The organism is Coxiella endosymbiont of Dermacentor marginatus (genome assembly GCF_907164955.1).
Classification (GTDB): Bacteria; Pseudomonadota; Gammaproteobacteria; order Coxiellales; family Coxiellaceae; genus Coxiella.
Genome location: NZ_OU015521.1, coordinates 216,519 through 237,468, shown reverse-complemented (window position 1 = coordinate 237,468; position 20,950 = coordinate 216,519). Strand labels below are relative to the sequence as shown.

Below are 20,950 nucleotides of genomic sequence, written 5' to 3'. Positions count from 1 at the left end.
TTTATCTCATATTGAAAAGTTTATTCACTTCCTAGAAAATTGTTATTACTGTTTGTGCTCTTTACGATAAACTTGTTCAAAAAAACGAAGATTCCTTGAAAATTGGAAACTTGAAAGGAAAGGAAAGGAAAGGAAAGGAAATTTATTCTGCCATTCAAAAAATCTCCTAAATTAACAGGAAAAATTTTTGTTTTAATTTTCGCAGGTTCAGGATAAAGTGATGATTACTTTCAATAAAGTCCAATTTGGCAGGAAGAATTTATCAAGTTCTTCTCTCTTCTTAGATCCTTTAGATTCTCTACTTCTACCATATAGGCTAAATGGGAATATAGAAAAATATTATACTCACAAGCCGCCCATCTTCTGAATGAAGTACTGAATTAAGCCATTAAGTTATTGTTGAATAGTTGCTGTTATAACAATTTCGGCCTCTCAATTAGTTTTCCATTTAATTCGTCATTTAATTTTTTTAGGGGATGAGTAACCAACATTGATGCTCAACACATCATTTATCTGAGAAATGGATAAAAGAACGTTGCCTATTCGGATTTATACAAGAACTAAATTTAAAAAATTAGATAAAGTTCCGTATTTTATCTTAAACAGTGTTATACTTTACCCTTCAAGATTAAACATTTAAGTTTATGATCGAACTATGATATCCACCATCTATCAAGAGACAAAATACCTTAATAGTGCGGCTGAATTTAGTAATTTTCCGCCGGATAAGGGAACCGAGGTTGCGTTCATTGGTCGATCTAATGCCGGAAAATCGAGCGCATTAAATGCAATTACAGGTATTAAAGGTTTAGCGCGTACCAGTAAAATGCCTGGCCGGACGCAAATGATTAATTTTTTTGCCTTAAATGAGAAACAGCGTTTGGTAGATTTACCAGGCTATGGTTACGCTAAAGTTCCTCGTATAATTCAAGAACGATGGGAAAAGTTAGTTAGGAGTTATTTAAAAAAACGGAACTGTTTAAAAGGATTAGTAGTAGTTATGGATATACGACACCCTTTAAAAGGGATGGACGAGGATGTGATTGAGTGGGTGGTGAAATACAATATTTCTCTTCACATACTCCTCACGAAATCAGATAAACTTAATCAAAGCGTAGCGAAAAAAGTTCTTAGTGAAGTACAACATTGGCTGAATACTAGATACGGCAATAAGAACAGCAATAAGATATCCATTCAATTATTTTCTTCTCACAACCGGAGCAGTAATGGTTTGGATGGAGTAAAATTAGTATTAAATGATTGGTATCGATAAAAATAGAAAAAAAGGAATCAAAAGAGAGGAAGGTTGCCTTTTTTAAAAAACCACTGTAAAGTTCTCAAATTTTGAATAACTTACCTCTTTGTGAGGTCTAGGAGCGCTGTGTGTATCACACCACACCTTGCTTAAAAACTTCCAGTAGTTCCCTATATAGTCCATAGGACTATAATGATAGTTTTCCAAACTGCACCTAAATTTAGGTTTTTGCAGGTAATGTAGAAAGCCGATGGACGATAGTTAGTTATAGTAGAAATTATCGAATCTTGATTTATCGGATGTGGTGTTTCTCAGTTTCAGTTGATGCCACCAAAATTACTCCATAAAAGAAAAAGAAATAGAGAGGACGTGTTGTTATTTAAAAAAAAAACGTATGCAAAAAATGAAGTTATTTTATCTCCGATCCCGAATTATTGGGACGCAGTCGCTCTTTTATTGGTTTTAGCCATTCTTGTTTTACTAGGTTATGGCGCCAATGCAATGATGGCAAGGTTTGATTTAGGGCAGCCTCTCTCTATTTCATTAGATCCGACCATGCTGCCGTATTATGCATTACGGACTATATTACGCATGTTAATCGCAATGTTTTTTTCACTATTATTTGCATTTACTTTTGGTACTTGGGCTGCCAAAAGCCGCAATGCTGAACGCATTATTATCCCTATAATTGATATTTTACAATCCGTACCCGTGTTAGGTTTTTTAACAATTACGGTAGCTACTTTTGTTTCCATATTTCACGGTAGCTTATTAGGCCCTGAATGTGCAGCATTATTCGCAATCTTTACAGCACAGGCATGGAATATGGCATTGAGTTTTTATCAAAGCCTTCGAACTGTGCCAAATGATTTACAAGAAGCTTCTACAATGTTGCAATTATCTGCTTGGCAATGCTTTTGGCGAGTGGAAGCTCCATTTGCTACACCAGGTTTATTGTGGAATACCATGATATCCATGTCAGGTAGTTGGATTTTTTTAGTGGCTTCAGAAGCGATTACTGTAGCAGGACACGATATTATGTTACCGGGCATTGGTTCTTACATCGGTTTGGCAATTAAGCGCGCGGATAAAATGGCTGTGATTTATGTGATTATCACAATGATTATCGTGATTGCATTATATGATCAATTGTTGTTTCGTCCACTTGTTGCTTGGGCAGAAAAATTCAGTGCGGAAGTAAATGTAGGCGAAAGTGAAGCACAATCGTGGATATTAAATTTATTTCAGCGTACGCGATTTTTACGTTTTATTGGTAAATATTTCTCTTTATTAGGAAACACTATCGTTAATTGCCGGATCTTTCATTATCGTCTTCCACGAAAATTTTCTGAATATCGACATTTATTCCGTCGGTTTTTTACTATAAGCTGGAATATGCTTTTAATTTTGGCATTGGCGATCTCTTTTTACTTGTTAATGCGTTTTATTTTAGCTGAAGTGAGTTGGTCTGAGATATTTCACGTCTTTTATTTGGGTTTTGTGACAGGATTACGTGTTACTATTTTACTTATTTTCAGTTCTCTCATTTGGGTGCCTATTGGAGTTTGGGTTGGTTTACGACCGAATATCTCTCGAGTAGTTCAGCCTATCGCGCAGTTTTTAGCAGCATTTCCTGCTAATTTGTTATTTCCAATCATAGTGGTTTGCATCATTCGATTTGCTTTAAATGTAAATATTTGGACTTCACCGCTGATGATTTTAAGCGCACAATGGTACATTTTATTCAACGTCATTGCTGGAGTAATGGCGTTACCTAAAAACTTACACCATGCTGTTGGTACATTGAACGTTACGGGGTGGCTCTGGTGGAAACGATTTATGTTACCAGGAATATTTCCTTATTACATTACAGGCGCCATTACGGCAGCAGGTAGTGCTTGGAACACAAGTATTATTGCTGAAGCAGTGAACTGGGGAGACACGCATTTACATGCAATCGGATTGGGTGCTTATATCACATCTGTTTCTCAACAAGGTGATTTTCCACGTCTTGCTCTAGTGATTATGGTGATGTCTTTATATGTATTAACATTTAATCACGGCCTGTGGAGACCGCTATATCGATTGGCGGAAGAACATTTTCAGGTTAAATAAAACAGGCAGAGTAGTGGATCGTGAGAAAAAATAATCATCCTATCACCGAAGTTAGAAATGTAAGTAAACTATTTAAAAAACAAGGTTTACAGGATTTATTAGTGCTAGATCGTATAAACTTTAATTTAAATGAGGGTGAAATTATCGCAATTTTAGGAAAATCCGGATCTGGAAAATCCACTCTACTGCGAATTATTGCAGGCTTGATTAAGCCTTCATCTGGAGTAGTTCTTTATCACGATAAACCCATCGTTGCACCTGTTCCTGGATTAAGTATGGTGTTTCAACATTTTGCATTGATGCCGTGGCTTACGGTATTAGGAAACGTTGAATTAGGTCTAGAAGCCCGAGGTGTCCTCCGTGAGGAGCGTCGGGCTCGTGCTCTTAAAGCTATTGATGTCGTGGGCCTTGATGGTTTTGAATCGGCTTATCCAAAAGAATTATCCGGCGGTATGTCTCAACGGGTTGGGTTAGCACGAGCATTAGTTGTAGATCCAGAAGTGCTATTAATGGATGAGCCATTTTCAGCGTTAGATGTTTTAACGGCTGAAAATTTAAGAAGTGATTTAATTAATATATGGCGTTCTGGAAAAACTAACATTAAAAATGTAATTATCGTAACTCATAATATTGAAGAAGCCGCATTTTTAGCGGATCGCATTTTAGTATTTTCAATTAATCCAGGAACTATTCGTGCAGAAGTGAAAGTTGACTTGCCGCATTTGCGAAATGATCAAGATCCAAAATTTCGTCAAATCGTAGATAATATTTATGGATTAATGACAAAACCATCATCGGTAGAAGCTGTTCCAGAAGCCATTAAATTTAAGACTATCGATATTGGCTATAGGTTACCGCAAGTACCCATTTCTGAAATGATGGGCTTTATAGAAACATTAGCTTCTTATGAGCAGAAAAAAATAGATTTACCTGAATTAACGGAAGAATTACATTATGAAATTGATGCGTTATTTCCTATTACAGAAGCACTTGAAATACTGCATTTTGCTCGCGTCTCCGGTGGAGACATCGAATTAACAAAGGCAGGACGTCAATTAGCAGAAGCTAACATTCTAGAACGTAAAAAAATATTTGCAAGGCATTTAATTGAATGTGTTCCATTAGCAAGTAAAATCTGCCAAGAATTAAATAAACATCTCAACCACGAGATTTCTAAAGAGCACTTTCTGGATAATCTTGAGAATTATCTCAGTGAGCAGACAGCGAGCGAAGTTTTAACTACTGTCATTGACTGGGGTCGATATGCAGAAATTTTTGCTTACGATTATAATTCAGGTATTCTAAGTTTAGAGAACCCTTAATGAAATTGTTTTCAAAGAAAAAGAATAGAACATCTTTACTAATGCTAAATAGACTGAAAAAGGAAAGTTATAAGTAATAACTAAATGGCTCTTTAGTTTAAAGAAGCTATTTAAGAGATCATTTTTTGGCTACTTCAAAGCTACGCGCATCTATTTTTCGTGCTCATTTGATTAAACTTCGAGAAGCATTGAATGCGAATACCTGATTTAAACTGGTCCGTCATCTTCTTTAGTCATCCAAAATTTCGTAATTAAAATAAGAATCGGCGTAAATTTATCTAATCTTATAGTTCAAATCTCTTAAGAACCAATAGGAAAAAGCTCTTTAATATTTTAGAGAGATTTTTAAAGAACTCTAGAAATCATTTTTCTGTTGCACAGAATTTTTTAGAAAGAGCGGTTCTGAAGATTGGTCATATTTAACGAGAATGATTCTCAATTTTCTTGACACCAATCTGGAATTACGAGGATAATAGCGAATTATACAATTGCATCTCATTCTCATTTAAAAGGAGGAATGTTGACTCTTTCCGACTTAAATTTTGGTGACATGGGTAGGATTTGTGGGTTTCATCCAGGTGATGAATCTTATCGACGAAAATTGCTTGCCATGGGTCTCACGCCAAATACTCAATTTCAAGTAATTCGGCGGGCTCCGCTAGGAGATCCAATCCAGATACAGGTACGTGATTTTTATCTTACTCTCCGGCAAAACGAAGCTATTCAATTAAAAATTGAGCGAGTGGCGAATGAGTAGTGATTTTACTGTTGTTTTAGCCGGTAACCCCAATTGCGGAAAAACTGCTATATTTAATTTGTTAACAGGTAGCCGTCAGCATGTAGGAAATTGGTCAGGAGTTACAGTTGATAAGAAATATGGCTTTTTTCAGCATCAAAACTCTTGTGTGCGAGTGATAGATTTACCCGGAGTCTACTCAACAAGTGTAGCATCAGATGCAGTCGATGAAAAAATTGCTTGTCAATGTTTGTTGTCGGATGAAGCTAATATGGTCATAAACGTCATTGACGGTAGCAATCTTGAACGCAATTTATATCTTACTTTACAGTTATTAGAAATGAATATTCCGGTGATTTTGGCTGTAAATATGATGGATATTGTGAAACAGCGTGGCTTAAAGTTAGATCTTAAGCAGCTCAGTAAATTATTAGGTTCTCCAATTGTTGGTTTGGTTGCTTGTCAAAATCAAGGCATAAATTCATTAAAAGATGTTATTTTAAAATTAAAAAAAACTCCCTACCCTTCTAAATTTCGTTTATTGCTACCAAGCGAAATTAATGAGGCAGTTCATCTACTTACGAGAATGATATCTTTCGGCGATAACCATTTATCAAAATGGTTAGCTTTACGTTTATTAGAAGATGATTATTTAGCAAAACAAATGGTGGAAGAGTCGGTTTTAAAATTTTCTAAAAATAGAATTGATTTAATTAAAACTAAATTCAATGAAGAGCCTGATATTTTAATTGCCAATGCGCGTTACGTATTTATTAATCAGATGATGCAGGAAATAACACAATTTATTAAAATACCGCGACAATCTATAACAAAATGGATTGATTGTATCGTATTAAATCGATTTTTGGGTATTCCAATATTTTTCGGAGTTATGTACCTAATGTTTTTATTTGCTATTAATATAGGTGGTGCTTTTCAAGAATTCTTTAATATTAGCAGTATGACCGTTTTTGTTGGCGGCCTGACACGTGTGTTAATATCTTTGCATTGTCCCGACTGGATAACTATGCTTTTGGTTAGTGGTGTTGGAAAAGGTATAAATACTACCATTACGTTTGTACCTATTATTGGAGGTATGTTGTTATTCCTTACTTTCTTAGAAGATTCTGGTTATATAGTGCGAGCTGCTTTTGTGATGGACCGTTTCATGCAAGCATTAGGATTACCTGGGAAATCGTTTGTTCCAATGATTGTTGGTTTTGGTTGCAATGTACTGGCAGTGATAGGAGCACGTACATTAGAAAATCGACGCGATCAAGTGCTAACCGTTATGATGGTACCTTTTATGTCTTGTGGAGCGCGGTTGGTTATTTTTTCTGTTTTTGCCAGTGCTTTTTTTCCAAGTGGGGGCGCTACTATCATATTTATTTTATATTTAATCGGTATTTTAATTGCTGTTCTATCCGGTTTAGTGTTGCGGAAAACGATTCTTCCTGGAAAGCCTGCACCATTGGTGATGGAATTACCTCATTATCATGTGCCCCGATTGTGTTTTATGTATCGTCATATGTGGCAGCGACTAAAAAACTTTTTGTTTCGCGCTGGCCAATACATTATTCCGATTTGCGTCATTATTAGTGTTTTAAACTCAGTCACCATAACAGGAAAATTAGTGCAAAATATAACTCATGAATCACTATTATCAGCTGGGGGACGAATCATAACACCTATATTCGCTCCTTTTGGAATAAAAAGAGATAACTGGCCAGCTACAGTAGGTTTAGTAACGGGTATATTGGCGAAAGAAGTAGTTGTAGGTACTTTAAATACTTTATATAGCGAACAGGAAGGTTGTTTAAGCAAGCAGACTGTAGTATTTCAATTTAATTTTTTTAGGGGGCTGTGTGACGCTATTAAATCTGTGCCACAAAATTTGAGTCAATTAGGGGATGCTTTCAAAAATCCTATTTCAACTAATGAATCGCTGTATGAGATGGATAAAACAGCTTATGGAGTCATGTATAGACAGTTTGGCGGGAAGGCTTCTGCATTTTCTTATCTTTTATTTGTTTTATTATATTTTCCATGCATCTCGACAATAGTAGCGATATCTCGTGAAGCAGGTAAGAAATGGGCTTTATTTTCTATACTTTGGAGCACAGTCTTAGCTTATACATCGGCTGTAATTTGTTACCAATTATTGACAGTGTTTGAGCATCCATGGACCACACTATTATGGAATACAAGTTTACTCACTTTTTTAATGATTGTTATTGCTGGATTGCGGTGTTATTGTGATTTCTCAAGAAAAAATAAGAATCGAATAAGTAGCCAAAGAGGTTGATTCCTTTTTAAACTGAATATAAGCAGGTGCGATGTGCTTTTATCTTTAAAATCTTTTTTAAGAGAACGAAAGACAGCTAATTTGCAAGAATTATCTTTACATTTTTGCAAGCAGCCTCAAATAATACGTTCTATGTTAGAACACTGGATAAAAAAAGGGAAAATATACCGTCTTGGAAAACCATCAGATTGTGGCACGAGGTGTCAAATTTGCCATTCCCAATTTACTGAAATTTATAAATGGATTGATGAACAAATATGAGGTTGTTATCTGATTTATTGTTTTGTAGGATGTGTCTTTTTTGTTAATTTAGAAATGAAAGCAGAGAAGTGAATACTAAATGGTAGGAGAGAGTAGTACTTGTTCGAAATTATTCACTTTTCAAATACACACATTCAATAGATAAAAAAAGTATAAAGAAAAATATGAACTAATGAGATATAAGGTACTCTTAAAAAACTCTATTTAAAAAATATAGATTGGGATGCGGCCTTTAGCGCGTAGAAAATTCTCTGCTTTTTACAGTATTGCTGCGTTTTTTACAAGAAGTAAGCATCAGTGCAGTGGAAGATTTTCTAGAGTCTAAGTCTATTACGGATAAATCGGAAGGATGATTTATCATTATGGTAAGTTAATAAATAGCTCTCCCAGGTTTTTTGATTCGAAGAGGGATTGCTATATTTTCCTAGAGGGGTATGGTAGTTAAGGAGGATAATAGCGATGGTGAAATCATAAATCCGAAAAGGTACTCTTAGTCAATCCTTTGGTAATCCTTTGGTACTGAGGCGGAAATGGTTCCTGGCTAAAAAATATCCAGAGTGGATGAACATGATGTAGGATAGGATGATTGACCGGTCATCTGCTGTTATATAGGCAGTATGCACAAAAGTCTCCGATAATCGAGTTTTTGCTCGCAGAATATTGAGATAGACGGAAAATCTCATGAAAGGCACAAGCGTATCAAACAATCGAGAATGCAGGACTTACGTATAACATCTATCTGCGGGTATACAGCATAATAACAGCATATTATAGGTCTTAGTTATAAAGCTCTTTCTAGTTATGTCTGTTATATTGATCTTGGAGATGACGGTTTTTTAATTTCACTATAATTAAAAGTGATGATTTGTTATTTAATGGATAAATACATAAAATACTTAAGACTCTGAGATGTTGATGCTATATAGAAAATTAAAGAGTATTTTGTATCTTGACAGCATCATAATTAGGAGATCAAATGTTATTGTGGAAAAACATCTATAAAAATCAATGTGTATCTGGAAAGGATAGGAAGCATTGAATTATACAATACATGGGAATGCGGAATTTATACTTTATTAATCGCTATAAGTGAGAGTTATGTTTATCTATATGTTCATCCAGAAAATGACATTAATTCTCTTTCCTTCTATCTTAAGAAGAGAAATCTGCATCATAGGCTAGGCCCTTTTTTTTGATTTTAAATTTTATTCTTGCTGTATTTTAAGATGGGATTTTTTCATTTTTATCTTTTTCTAAAATGGATTGTATTGTCCGATAACGTTGACGTTAGCATGTAGTTAAAACCAGTGGTTTAATTCCTTAAATTGGGAAGCTGTGTTACCATCGTTGTCAATACGGCATTAATGTTAAGCACTTCATCTAGTAATTTTGTTAGTGCTTGATAAGTGTTTTAAGTGGATTTTTTATAATATTGTCTAACGGATGCTTTTCTTCATTAGTATTTCTGAAATTGATGTATTTGATAGTCAATTCTAAGATATATTTGCTAATCGTTTATATAGGTGTTGTTATAATCGCATCATTCATATGTAGCCGTTTCGTTGTTTAGGCCTTGAATTTGAATATATAAAACAGCTAATCTAATTGATCATCTCAGCTAATCTTTTGATTTTAAAAGTATTATTTTGTAATTAAGATTACAATTAAGATTACGTCGGTTAAATGGCCAAAAAGGTCGATGTTACTCCAAGTTGAGCTTTATTGAGAATGTAGAGCTTTTTTAATATTCATCTTCAAGTCTTTGATCCTGTGTTTAATAATGGTTATGATAATGTTTTTGTGTCACAATCCATATCTACTTCATTTTTTTTCTTTTTCTTTGTTCTTATATTTTGCGAGTGTATTAAAAAAGCGGCATTTTGAGTTTTTATGTTTTAGAATTACTACTGAAAGCAATCATATTAGTGGGAACATCTACTTTTCCAGAAAGCGTCGTTAATTGATTGAGTTTATCGATGAGAACTCTAACCCGATGTCAGATTTTTACTTTGGATGTTCATCGATACTGAAAAAAGATAGTTCTTAATTTTGCAACGCTTTTAAAATAGGGATTAAATTTTTAATCGATTACCTAATCGTGTAAGAAGAATAGTGGCCATCCTACACACACAGCCATTATGGAGATAATTATCCTCGTGAGCTTAAGTTAATTTAAAGTGAATGTTAGGAATCTTTTAAAGATACGTGATAAAGATACGTAATAGAGGATAAGACAAAAAAGAGGTTATTATTCTTCCTTCTAGGCATAAATCTTTACTTACTGTAAGTCGAACGTTGATGACATCATAACAGATTTAGCTTCTGAATATCATTACTCTAAACAGGACTCACAAAATCTTTGCTACTTAGCAGGGCTTCTCTCGCTAAGACTAGAATATTAAGTTAGGATTTTTATAATGAATACGAATTGGTGAGTACATATTGAGTAAAATTGAGTTTTAGTTTTGTTCTTACTACACTGTTTTGTAGATTTCTCTTTTTACTTTACTTAATAAGAATTCCTTCTTTATGTTTTCTACAATTTACTATAAATAGTAAGAAAGCTACTATTGAAAAGTAAGATATTTTCGCATAAAAACGAATTTTTTTAAAATTTTTTCTTTTTAGACTTTACCTTCAGCACTTTCTAGCCTTAGTGATTTTTTTATCCTCGAACTTCTTTGGCTATCTTTTTTCTCGTCGCAGTGCTGTTGCTTCAAAAATCACTAAGGCTAGAACATTCCTCTTAGAAAACGCTCTTATGCTTGCATATCAATACAATGTGCTGTACCATGCTTTCCCTTTCTTTGAATTGATGATTTTATAACTATGGTGACTTGTAGGACAAACGTAAAGACTGTTAAGCCACAGTGGCTATTAGTGGATGCAAAGGACAAAACACTTGGCCGGTTGGCAAGCCAAATTGCTATGCGCTTACGAGGAAAGCACAAACCAGAATATATTCCTAATGCTGATACAGGTGACTTTATAGTCGTTGTGAACGTAGATAAGATACGCGTTTCTGGTAAGAAATTGAAAGATAAGAAGTATCATCATCATTCTAGATATCCTGGTGGAATAAAAACCATTAATTTTTCTGATTTGCAGGCAAAATATCCGGGACGTGTGTTAGAATTAGCAGTTAAGGGAATGTTACCTAAGGGTCCATTAGGTTATAAGATGTACAATAAGTTAAGAGTTTATGTGGGAAATCAACATCCTCATCAGGCGCAACAACCTGAATTAATTAATCTGGTTTAGATACAGAAGAAGGGGGAGAGAAGTCTTAGCTATGGCACTACTACAAGAAGCGATAGAAAAGCGAAATTTGGGCACAGGACGTCGAAAAACGGCTTCTGCTCGGGTTTTTTTGAGACGAGGTTCTGGAAAGATCGTGGTTAATGGAAGAGAGTTAGATGAATATTTTAGTCGAGAAACTGCTCGGATGGTAGTTTGTCAGCCATTAATGAGCCTTAATGCCCAGTCTCAATTCGATATTTATGCTACTGTTGAAGGTGGAGGTGATAGCGGACAAGCCGGCGCGATTCGGCATGGGATTACTCGAGCTTTAATAAGCTATGATGAAGAAAGTAAAAAGGGTGGCTCATGGCGCAGCGTATTGCGAAAAGCTGGATTTGTTACTCGGGATCCTCGTATGGTTGAGCGTAAGAAGGTAGGCCATCATAAGTCACGAAAGGGTACCCAATATTCTAAACGATAATTCTAGGATAACCTAAAAGTTAACCATGATTATGTTAAAGCGTTCCATTATGACTCTCTATTCAGGTCCTATGGATATTTATAGTCATCAAGTACGAATCGTGCTAGCGGAAAAAGGTGTTAGCGTTGATATCATTAACGTTGATGCGAATCATCCTAGCAAAGATTTAATTGAACTTAGCCCCTACAGTGCTTTACCTACTCTTGTAGACCGAGATTTAGTCCTATTTAATTCACATATCATCATGGAGTATTTAGATGAACGTTTTCCTCATCCTCCTTTATTACCTGTTTATCCTGTAGCTCGAGCAAAATGTCGTTCATTAATGTATCGTATTGAACGAGATTTATATCCGCGATTAAAGTCCATTGAAAAGGATTTCTTTAAACAGTCAGAAGTTGAAGGTGAAGCACTCAAAAAAGATCTAATACTGATGGAACCAATTTTTAAAGAAAAACCTTATCTTATGAATGATGAATTTACATTAGTGGACTGTGTTTTATTGCCATTATTATGGCGATTATCGCATTTAGGCATTCAATTACCTCGTTCGGCTAAAGCTATCGCTAATTATGAAAATCGATTGTTTAATCAAAAATCCTTTCAGACAAGTTTAAGTGAAGCTGAACGCGAATATAGAGAGTCAAATGGAAAGCTCTAGTCATTCCTTCGCAAGAACTTGCTAATCGTTCTTTATTTGTTAGGGGATATTTACGATTTAAAATGGGAAAAACGATTTTGAATGTTGAATCCTAAGCAATGAGCGTGATTAAAAAATAAGTAATAAAATAACAAAACAAGTAATAATGTAATTGAATTTACACGTTCTTCTAGTTACTTACCATATTTTTATTTCAGAAATAAAAATATACACGGTTTGCATCTTTGAAACTAGCTGTGAAATACCTTATAATAAAGAAGGGACTGGAAAAAGTGGGGCTCCCATATGACTTCTGAAAAATCCATCTACAATTCTCTCCTGGTCCAAAAAGCTAGGATTAGAAGCACGCTCAAATAAGTGTGCTGGTCAAAAAAAGGCTTGAATATTGTTAAATAGTTTTTGATGTCTCTGATATACTAAGCCTCATGAATTATAACAATCTCATCCATCTTATTGCAGTCATTATTTTACCTTTATTGTTTGCAATTACCTTACATGAAGCTGCCCATGGGTGGGTAGCTAGTAAATTAGGCGACAAGACTGCTCTCATGATGGGACGGGTTACAATTAATCCTATAAAGCATATTGATCCTTTGGGAACTATTATTTTTCCAATTCTGATGTTAATTCTGAGTAAATTTACGTTTGCTTTTGGCTGGGCAAAACCTGTTCCTATTACTTGGCAGAATCTGAGAAAATCTCGTCGAGATATGGCTCTTGTAGCAATCTCAGGTTCCTTTGCCAATTTATTTATGGCATTTTTGTGGGCAGCTATTGCAAAGCTAAGCGTTATTTTGGGAAGCGGAACAGAAGATTCTATCTTAATAAATATAACGGTTTTTTTCTATAATGCAGGTATTTTTGGGATATTAATTAATATAGTGTTAATGATTCTTAACTTAATTCCTCTTCCCCCTTTAGATGGAAGTCGCGTTGTTTCTGCTATATTGTCTCCTAAAGCAGCTTATAGCTATTCAAAAATCGAACCTTATGGGATGTGGATTTTGCTGGGTCTGTTAGTGTTTGGATTACTCGATCGAATACTTTCACCCCCCGTTATTTATCTTTCCCAATTTATTCGTTCTATTTTTGGGTTGTAAATAACTTTGACGTAATTATTTATATTATTTATATTCAAATACCTTGACTACTTTTTTTACTCCAGAAATTTGACTGGCAATGTCGGTTGCTATTGCTGCTTGCCTAGGGCTGGCTGTACCCATCAAATAAACGACTTTATTTTCGGTCATTACTTTAAAATTAGAAAAATGTAAACCAGCTATATCTAGCATAGCTGTTCGAACTTTAGTAGTGATCCACGCATCGGCAGCTCTTTGTACCAAAGAAAGCAGAGATTCAATAGTAATTTCGTTATAAATGTATTGAGAGTGAGTCAATTTTTTTACAATTTGATAAGCACGATCGCGAATTTCTGGTTTTTCAGCTTGCCCTAGAAGCAGTATTGCGCTTTTAAATACTGAAATAGTAATATGAGATCTTCCTTTTAAAAGCGGATCATTATTTAAGCAATACTGGATAATCGAACGAGCGTTATGACCTTGATTTATTGTTCGATAAGCTCGTTGATCATGAATCACAGCTTTACCTAGACCCAGAGCAGCACTAGTAGCACCACCTGCTAAAAACACAGCAGGAACGCAACCTACTAAAGGAAAAATAAACATCATTAAAATTATTATTTTTTTCATTATTTTCTTATAATTAATGATTTCTTAGAACTGCTAGTAAATGTGTTTTTATTTATCAAATTCAAACAACTAGCAGCCGATAATATTACATAGATAATACATAATAAGTAAATGAGTTTCTTAAACATAAGTACAGATTCTGCAGGCACTCGAATCTCCATGTTCTTGAAGGAATTAATTAAAGGGAGAGGTCTTCCTCATTTCGCTCCCGTCAATGCAATGACATTCATTGTATGCTGGTGAGTAGCGTCTATTACTGAAGGAGATTTTGAAACAACCGAACAAGTACTATGGGCTGATACAATATCGCTGCTTGCTCCTAATCCTTTAATTTATAGGGAAAAGATTTCACTTTCCGAAACTTAGAATTTTATGCTTTGTAAGTAAGCATTGAACTATATAATGAACTATATAATTTTCTTGCTTGAAAAATAGAATCGACAAAACACCTCGCACAGCTATTATTTTAGTTTGATTTTAGTTTGAATGTTTTCGTTGAAATTATGTTAAATACGTTAAAATAAATCCACCATTAATAATACTATCATAAATATCAAAGCGATATACGAGTAAATCAGCAAGATAATTTTAATCAAAATAGAGCGGGAGCAGTTTTTATAAGGTAATGCTTTTAGGCAAAAAATATTTTATTAAGATGTATGAAATGAAAAGAATAACGACAGAAAACTCATAAAAAGACTAGAATTGATCGATAAGATATCATTAAATCAATTACTTCCGTCTTGTGTACAAAATTTTTCTTGATGTAAAGCAATTGTAAAAATTTGCAAGATATTTTCAAATTTAAAACCAAAATTAAAGTTATAGTAGATAATAGGATTTTTAAAATTATTATCTCATTACTTGTACGCTTAGCTGTTAATTGCTTTTGCGTCTATTTTAAGAGCTGGAGATAACTTGCTAATTAGGTATTAAGTTTAGACATGAGTCGCTAAACTTATATTGTTATTAAGAAGAAAACCATAGTAAAACCTCATGGTATTTGATGCATAGAAGGGGAGGTTTTACTTTTAGGAATTTAGCCAGAGTATATTAATTTATTGCGCGTTTTTTGAAAAAGTAATGGCAATTATTTATAACCAGAATCTAGATGTACCATCAAAAATTGTGCCATCTGGGTCGTGTCGATAACTGCTGTTTAGAATAAATATAGCAGAAATTGTATAGAAAGGAAACGTCGTCTGCATAATAAAAATGAAATAGTAGAATAATTTGTCTCACTTAGATGTAAAGTTAGTAACTAGAAAAATAGTGTCAAAATTTTCTTAACCAATGTAGAAATAAAACACATTTTTTTATGCAATGCTTTAGCATAAAAGCTTAACATAAAACGCTGATTTCAAAATTCTAATTTGTCGATATTTGATATAATTTTTTGACAATTGACAAATTTCGTAGCTTAATTCCTTATTAACTTTATAAATTGTCTTTTTGTCAAGTAATTCTCATTGTGTTTGCAGGACATGAAAAGAATCTGGATTAAATAAAAAAGTGTAACTAAAAATCAAAAAAGTGCTGATGGTAGTTATAACAATCTTTACTACATGACCCAAAATCTATCTTAGTCCAAAAAACTTTTAATAGAGTTACTCTTTTTTACCTAATACCTGATTTGTATACATTATTGCTATTTCCAATTGAGTAGTAAACCGATATTATTTCTTCAGGCGATCAAAACCACGCGAGCTTATTAACTTAAAAACGAACCTATTGACTTAATTGAGTTAGAGAGGATAAACCTAAACACAAAGACTTATTGCAATATTGCGGAATAAAGACCTCTTTTCTATTTTTACACAGACAAAATGAAGTCTCTTCAGCATTTCCTATATCCCCTATTGTGTAAAAAATTAAAGAAGAGAGCCAATATTATCATGATTCTTAATGTGAGATTTCGTAGCGTGAAACTAAAAGTAGCTTGCAAGTTAACAAAAGTTCATATTGATACTATCTTCTTAGATAAGAATTAAAAAAACGGTTAAGTGAAAATTCAGGTCAAAAAGCGACAAATTTTTGTTTTTTATCTAGTGATATCCTGAAATAACAAAAGAAATAAGTAAGGAAAATCATATTTATTAATCATATTACTTTACCTAATAAATTAATGCTTAAAAAGAAAGTGGATTTAACCATGATTGCGATGTTTCTCGAAAAAATTTATTCTTTAGCACTTATACTATTCAACAATAGCGTATGCACTTATCGTCTTTATTTCCGTGATCTGATAGCGATGACGATTATTATTCACGCGTTTTCGTAGATCTTTTCCTGGTTTAAAGTGCGGCGTATATTTTGCTTCAGTATAAATACATTCGCCTGTTTTTGGATTGTGCGCCTTGCGAGGAGAACGGTAACGCAAAGAAAAACTACCAAACCCACGAATTTCAATTCGGTTATTTTGGCCTAAAGTTAGGCTCATGCGTTCTAAAATGTAGTTAACACTGAGTGCAACATCCTTTAATGAGAGGGTTTTTTGTTTCGTTGCGATGCGATTGATAAGTTCAGACTTAACCATTACACTGTTACCTGTATAAGCTCTATTTACTGACAAGTAGCGATTATACATGATGGGCTATTAACAATTCTACTCTATTATGGTGTTTTCTAAAGTTTCAATCGGGGAAACTCGCAGATCCTAGATGAGGATTTTTTCCCCAAAGCGAATTTCGTTTCTGGTTGTATTATTCGCTTTTAATTTGTTTTCCGTTCTTAGGTAATATTTCCTGATCCAAAAAAACCTTATCTCCTACCAATGTTAGACGTCTGGCTATAATCCATGAAAGAACCTGGGGATATATAATACGCTCAATGGCATTAACTCGTGTGCGTAAACTTTTTAGAGTATCATGGGATGAAACTAAAAGTTTAGCATGGCAAATAATAGGTCCACTATCTACGATTTCCGTTACATAATGAATACTAACACCATGTTCGCGATCACCTGCTGCGAGTACACGAGCATGAGTATTAAGACCAGGATATTTTGGGAGGAGAGCTGGGTGGATATTAAGTATTCTTCCTTCATAATAACTTACAAAATTACAGCTCAATTTTCTCATAAACCCCGCTAGTACAATTAATTTAGGGTGATACTTATCAATAGTTTTCTGAAGAATCTGCTCAAAACCACTACGCTTAGTAAAGTTGTTATGAGGAATAATCTCTGTGGGAATGTAATATTTTTTAGCCCGTTCTACTCCATAAGCATCTGTGTTATTACTGATAACTGCGCGTATTTCCGCTGCTAAGCCTTGTTCTATTGTATCAATAATGGATTGTAAGTTACTTCCATATCCTGAAATGAGAACAACAATAGGTAATTTTTTGGCTGTCATTGACAACTCATCATGACGTTGGGTTCCTTGTTAAGAGAAAATTGAATCTCACCAATTATCCAGGCTTTTTCGCCAAGGCTGAGAAGAAAATCTAGAACTTTGTTTGTGTCTTTTTCTGCAATACAGAGAACCATACCTATTCCTAAATTGAAGGTTCGGACCATTTCTTGTTCTGTCACTCCACCTTCTTTTTGTAACCACTGAAAAATTTCTGGCCAATCCCAGCTACGAGTATTAATAACAGCTCGCATGAAAGGAGGTAGCACACGGTAGATGTTTTCTATCAATCCTCCGCCTGTAATATGAGTTATAAAATGAAGATTAAAGTTGTGTAAAAGTTGTTTAATGATCTGAGCATAAATTCTAGTAGGTGTAAGTAACGTATCTCCAAAAGTAGAGTCTTTAAAAACATCAGTAGGTTTTACTTTAGTACGAGCAAGAATTTTATGAATTAGTGAGTAGCCGTTAGCATGGGGTCCTGATGCCGCCAAAGCGATCAAAATATCCCCTATGTGAACTTGACTTCCATCGATAATCTTTTCTTTTTCAACGATACCCACACAAAATCCCGCAAGGTCGTAGTTGACACTATCATAAATCCTAGGCATTTCTGCTGTTTCACCCCCGATCAAAGCTATTCCTGCCATTTCGCAGCCTTTGATAATTCCTGTAAGAATTTGATGCGCTTGCTCAATATTTAAGCTGCTTGTAGCATAATAGTCGAGAAAAAATAATGGTTCCGCTCCGCTAGTAATAACATCATTAACACACATGGCAACTAAATCAATACCAATTGTATTGTGACGATTAAGATCGATGGCTAATTTTAATTTGGTCCCTACACCATCTGTTCCTGAAACTAAGACAGGGCAATTGTAACCACCTGGCAGTTTGAATAAGCCACTAAATCCCCCGATACCGCTTAAAACCTCAGGCCGATGAGTGCGTTTAGCGATGGGCTTGATCGAATTTACAAACAAGTTGACTTTTTCGATATCTACACCAGCATCACGATAGGATAATAGTTTTTTAAATTTGGACATAAATGAAAGGATAGCAAGGGAGTGCAGATAAACGGAAGGAGAAAATCATATAATTCTTTAGAAAAAAATTAAGTTATAGGATCAGTAGAGAGAAAAGTTCATAGGTGATAATTTTTTTTCATGTCATTTGGCTCTATCTTAACTAAAGATATCAGAGATCAGTTACTTTTAAAATTTAATTTAAGAGATTAAATTACTTTTAATAATTTTTATCATAATAAAAATAGATCTCATATGAACTAAAAGAAATATTAGAAAATAAAATTAATTGATTTATTTAGTTAAAGTATTATAAATGTATGCATATGAATCACGATTTTAAATTACCCCCTGACGAAGGTTAATTCTTAGTGCATCACTTACCTTGCAAGATGCGTCTCATAAGCTATTTAAATAGGTTAGATCAACAAGCCTCACGTTAATCTGAAAATTACTCTAGAAAGTGCTCTATAGCTTTTTCTTTTTACCTACTACCCCTTATGAAAAAGAAAATTTTTTTTCTTCTTTACTTAAATAAACTTTTTTCCTCAAAGCATTTTCTCTTCTCTTCAATCAGTAGGGAGGTGGGGTTAGGTGAGTAAAGAGAGGAAATCATCCTTTATATCTTGGGTGATAGCTATCAATGCTTTACATTTGCTTCAAGAACTTTTTATTAATCTTGTCCTTTGGTCTTATCATTAAGATCGATTACAATGTGAGCGATTTTCCTGCAAATTAATTCCATAAGTAATATTATATTGGTCTTTGAGATAACAAGGGTAGAAAAATTCGGACAATCATGTTACGATTCCGCTCTAGGAATTTTTTTATTAATGACATTAATTTTACACTCTCTGTTTGTTTGAGTTTTTATAGTTGAGAAAATTAATAGAATAAAGCACTAAAATTGAGGTAAGCAAATTACTTGAGGGCAATGCTGGGAATAGCACACTTAATTTCGAAAGGTATTTCTTTAACTCAGTCCAATAGACTTGTGTAATTACAGATGAGTAAAATATAATAACGTCTAACCAAAAATCATGCTAATGATTATTAATTCTTTCTTTCCTTAGTTTATTGGGTATCTCATATAGAAACATCATGAGAAGTCAATTGTGAAACTTGTGACATTATTAATGTTAGCATCTGCTGCAATTCAATAGCTTTAACACTGTCAAAAAAACTTTTATCGTGAAAATTATTTAAGAATTAAAATAAAATTATATTAGGATTTACAGGCATTCTGTTAAGATCATCAAGGAATATCTAACAAAATAGAAACAAAAATACAAAAACAAAAACCACTATCTTTGGGAAAGTGTTCAGTAAGCAACACTCTATTACGTCCTTGATATTTTGTTAAGTGCAGTTAAGTGATATATAATTAACATCTTGATAAAAGTAGAGTGAGAAGAATGCTCCCTGCCGTTTGGCAATTAACGAAACCACTTGATGCTATTGCTTTTGATTGTGATGGGACCTTAAGTCAGATTGAGGGGATAGGTTATCTAGCAGCAAACAATCATGTTGATGACGATGTCCGATTTTTAACAGAAACGGCAATGAATCTTACAGGGATTACCACAGATATCTATCGTAAGTGCTTAAATTTGGTTCGTCCTACAGCTAAACAAGTAGCCTGTTTAGACGATTGTTATTATGCTAATTTAACACCAGATGCTGAGAAAGTAATAGCTGTCTTTCAAAATATGAATAAACCTGTTTATGTGGTTTCTGCTGGAATTAAGACGGCGGTCAAGGCGTTTTCTGAACGCTTAGGAATCCCTGCTACACATATTTTTGCAGTTGATGTGTATTTTAATAATGAAGGGCAATTTGATAGCTATGAAGAAGATTCTCCAATGACTTATCAACTGGGAAAATGCAAAATAATTAAAGAGCTAAGAAAGGAACACCCTCGCATCGCCTATATTGGTGATGGAATGAACGACGTAGAAGCTGCTAGTTTAGTAAAGCGATTTATTGGGTATGGCGGAGCTTATTATCGACATCATATTGCGGAAATGTGTGATTTTTATATTAAAACAAAGACATTGTCACCGGTTTTGCCTTTATGTCTGGCACTTAATGAACAAGAGAAATTATCACAAACAGAGAGAAATCTTTTCCAAAAAGGTCTAAATCAAATTAATCAGGGGAACTTATTAATTAAATAAAAAACAATAAAATAAAACAAGTGAAGTTGAGGTTTGTTTTCAAAACTTGCAGATGGACACTTAACTAAGATAAGGTGGCCGCGAGCTCAATTTCAAAAAACATTACGGAGAAAGCCTCAGGGCGAAGATGTGGAAAAGACAGTTTTTCAGAAAGATAATGCAGAGCAATACTGATTAAGCAAAGTGATGTTAATTTTTTAAGGTTTATGTTGTGGAATGTCAACCACCAATACTCAAAAGCGTCTCCGAATTATTAAAGATTCTTATGTTCATACTTAAGGAAGGTTTTCATTTTCTTGTCACCATCAGT

Annotated in this window: 16 protein-coding genes; 11 read left to right on the top strand and 5 right to left on the bottom strand. The window is 34.1% G+C overall.

Going from position 1 to position 20,950, the window contains the following annotated elements; genetic code table 11:
• Window positions 1-655: 655 nt before the first annotated feature.
• The 6 genes from yihA (at window position 656) to ONG85_RS00920 (ending at window position 7,994) form a co-directional block, all read left to right on the top strand.
• A complete protein-coding gene (gene yihA, locus ONG85_RS00945) occupies window positions 656-1,273 on the top strand; it encodes a ribosome biogenesis GTP-binding protein YihA/YsxC (RefSeq protein ID WP_264435717.1) in 618 nt (205 codons plus the stop codon).
• Between the two features lie 351 nt (window positions 1,274-1,624).
• A complete protein-coding gene (locus ONG85_RS00940) occupies window positions 1,625-3,370 on the top strand; it encodes an ABC transporter permease (protein WP_264435863.1) in 1,746 nt (581 codons plus the stop codon).
• A gap of 20 nt (window positions 3,371-3,390) precedes the next feature.
• Window positions 3,391-4,692 carry an ABC transporter ATP-binding protein gene (locus tag ONG85_RS00935; protein WP_406566713.1) on the top strand — a complete coding sequence of 434 codons (1,302 nt, stop codon included), beginning with the start codon at window positions 3,391-3,393 and terminating at the stop codon, window positions 4,690-4,692.
• Window positions 4,693-5,209: 517 nt separating this feature from the next.
• The gene (locus ONG85_RS00930) at window positions 5,210-5,449 is read left to right on the top strand and encodes a FeoA family protein (protein ID WP_406566712.1); all 240 of its coding nucleotides are present in this window, start codon (window positions 5,210-5,212) and stop codon (window positions 5,447-5,449) included.
• Window positions 5,442-7,733, top strand: a complete 2,292-nt coding sequence (feoB, locus tag ONG85_RS00925) for a Fe(2+) transporter permease subunit FeoB (RefSeq protein ID WP_264435716.1) — start codon at window positions 5,442-5,444, stop codon at window positions 7,731-7,733. Before ONG85_RS00930 ends, feoB begins: the two co-directional genes overlap by 8 nt.
• A 33-nt stretch (window positions 7,734-7,766) precedes the next feature.
• Entirely contained in the window at window positions 7,767-7,994 is a 228-nt protein-coding gene (locus ONG85_RS00920) for a FeoC-like transcriptional regulator (protein WP_264435715.1), read from the top strand.
• Between the two features lie 494 nt (window positions 7,995-8,488).
• Here the strand turns inward: ONG85_RS00920 and ONG85_RS00915 are convergent, their stop codons facing one another.
• Window positions 8,489-8,677, bottom strand: coding sequence for a hypothetical protein (locus ONG85_RS00915; protein ID WP_264435714.1), 189 nt, complete (start codon window positions 8,675-8,677; stop codon window positions 8,489-8,491).
• A gap of 2,146 nt (window positions 8,678-10,823) precedes the next feature.
• Between ONG85_RS00915 and rplM the strand changes: the two genes are divergently transcribed.
• From rplM to ONG85_RS00895, 4 genes are all read left to right on the top strand, one after another.
• A complete protein-coding gene (gene rplM, locus ONG85_RS00910; protein ID WP_264435713.1) occupies window positions 10,824-11,255 on the top strand; it encodes a 50S ribosomal protein L13 in 432 nt (143 codons plus the stop codon).
• Window positions 11,256-11,286: 31 nt separating this feature from the next.
• A complete protein-coding gene (rpsI, locus tag ONG85_RS00905; RefSeq protein WP_264435712.1) occupies window positions 11,287-11,715 on the top strand; it encodes a 30S ribosomal protein S9 in 429 nt (142 codons plus the stop codon).
• 31 nt (window positions 11,716-11,746) lie between these two features.
• Complete coding sequence (locus tag ONG85_RS00900) at window positions 11,747-12,376, top strand: glutathione S-transferase N-terminal domain-containing protein (protein WP_319640527.1); 630 nt, start codon at window positions 11,747-11,749, stop codon at window positions 12,374-12,376.
• Between the two features lie 425 nt (window positions 12,377-12,801).
• Window positions 12,802-13,476: a site-2 protease family protein gene (locus ONG85_RS00895; RefSeq protein ID WP_264435710.1), complete on the top strand. Its 675-nt coding sequence runs from the start codon at window positions 12,802-12,804 to the stop codon at window positions 13,474-13,476.
• Between the two features lie 24 nt (window positions 13,477-13,500).
• Here the strand turns inward: ONG85_RS00895 and ONG85_RS00890 are convergent, their stop codons facing one another.
• The 4 genes from ONG85_RS00890 to purM form a co-directional block, all read right to left on the bottom strand.
• Complete coding sequence (locus ONG85_RS00890; RefSeq protein WP_264435709.1) at window positions 13,501-14,085, bottom strand: BON domain-containing protein; 585 nt, start codon at window positions 14,083-14,085, stop codon at window positions 13,501-13,503.
• 2,197 nt (window positions 14,086-16,282) lie between these two features.
• Window positions 16,283-16,621 (bottom strand): integration host factor subunit beta, encoded by a 339-nt coding sequence (ihfB, locus tag ONG85_RS00885; RefSeq protein ID WP_264435861.1) that lies wholly within the window; start codon window positions 16,619-16,621, stop codon window positions 16,283-16,285.
• 166 nt (window positions 16,622-16,787) lie between these two features.
• Window positions 16,788-17,441 (bottom strand): phosphoribosylglycinamide formyltransferase, encoded by a 654-nt coding sequence (gene purN / locus ONG85_RS00880; RefSeq protein WP_264435708.1) that lies wholly within the window; start codon window positions 17,439-17,441, stop codon window positions 16,788-16,790.
• Window positions 17,438-18,484, bottom strand: coding sequence for a phosphoribosylformylglycinamidine cyclo-ligase (gene purM / locus ONG85_RS00875; protein WP_264435707.1), 1,047 nt, complete (start codon window positions 18,482-18,484; stop codon window positions 17,438-17,440). Before purM ends, purN begins: the two co-directional genes overlap by 4 nt.
• 1,394 nt (window positions 18,485-19,878) lie before the next feature.
• Here purM and ONG85_RS00870 point away from each other — a divergent pair.
• Entirely contained in the window at window positions 19,879-20,640 is a 762-nt protein-coding gene (locus ONG85_RS00870; protein ID WP_264435705.1) for an HAD-IB family phosphatase, read from the top strand.
• The last annotated feature ends 310 nt before the right edge of the window (window positions 20,641-20,950 follow it).

Excerpts from the sequence above, each read along its gene's own strand:
- ONG85_RS00900 (WP_319640527.1), top strand. The coding sequence starts at position 11,747 with ATGTTAAAGCGTTCCATTATGACTCTCTATTCAGGTCCTATGGATATT.
- feoB (WP_264435716.1), top strand. The coding sequence starts at position 5,442 with ATGAGTAGTGATTTTACTGTTGTTTTAGCCGGTAACCCCAATTGCGGA.
- ihfB (WP_264435861.1), bottom strand. The coding sequence starts at position 16,621 with ATGGTTAAGTCTGAACTTATCAATCGCATCGCAACGAAACAAAAAACC.
- ONG85_RS00915 (WP_264435714.1), bottom strand. The coding sequence starts at position 8,677 with ATGAGATTTTCCGTCTATCTCAATATTCTGCGAGCAAAAACTCGATTA.
- purN (WP_264435708.1), bottom strand. The coding sequence starts at position 17,441 with ATGACAGCCAAAAAATTACCTATTGTTGTTCTCATTTCAGGATATGGA.
- purM (WP_264435707.1), bottom strand. The coding sequence starts at position 18,484 with ATGTCCAAATTTAAAAAACTATTATCCTATCGTGATGCTGGTGTAGAT.
- ONG85_RS00870 (WP_264435705.1), top strand. The coding sequence starts at position 19,879 with ATGCTCCCTGCCGTTTGGCAATTAACGAAACCACTTGATGCTATTGCT.
- ONG85_RS00930 (WP_406566712.1), top strand. The coding sequence starts at position 5,210 with ATGTTGACTCTTTCCGACTTAAATTTTGGTGACATGGGTAGGATTTGT.
- rplM (WP_264435713.1), top strand. The coding sequence starts at position 10,824 with ATGGTGACTTGTAGGACAAACGTAAAGACTGTTAAGCCACAGTGGCTA.
- rpsI (WP_264435712.1), top strand. The coding sequence starts at position 11,287 with ATGGCACTACTACAAGAAGCGATAGAAAAGCGAAATTTGGGCACAGGA.
- ONG85_RS00895 (WP_264435710.1), top strand. The coding sequence starts at position 12,802 with ATGAATTATAACAATCTCATCCATCTTATTGCAGTCATTATTTTACCT.
- yihA (WP_264435717.1), top strand. The coding sequence starts at position 656 with ATGATATCCACCATCTATCAAGAGACAAAATACCTTAATAGTGCGGCT.
- ONG85_RS00890 (WP_264435709.1), bottom strand. The coding sequence starts at position 14,085 with ATGAAAAAAATAATAATTTTAATGATGTTTATTTTTCCTTTAGTAGGT.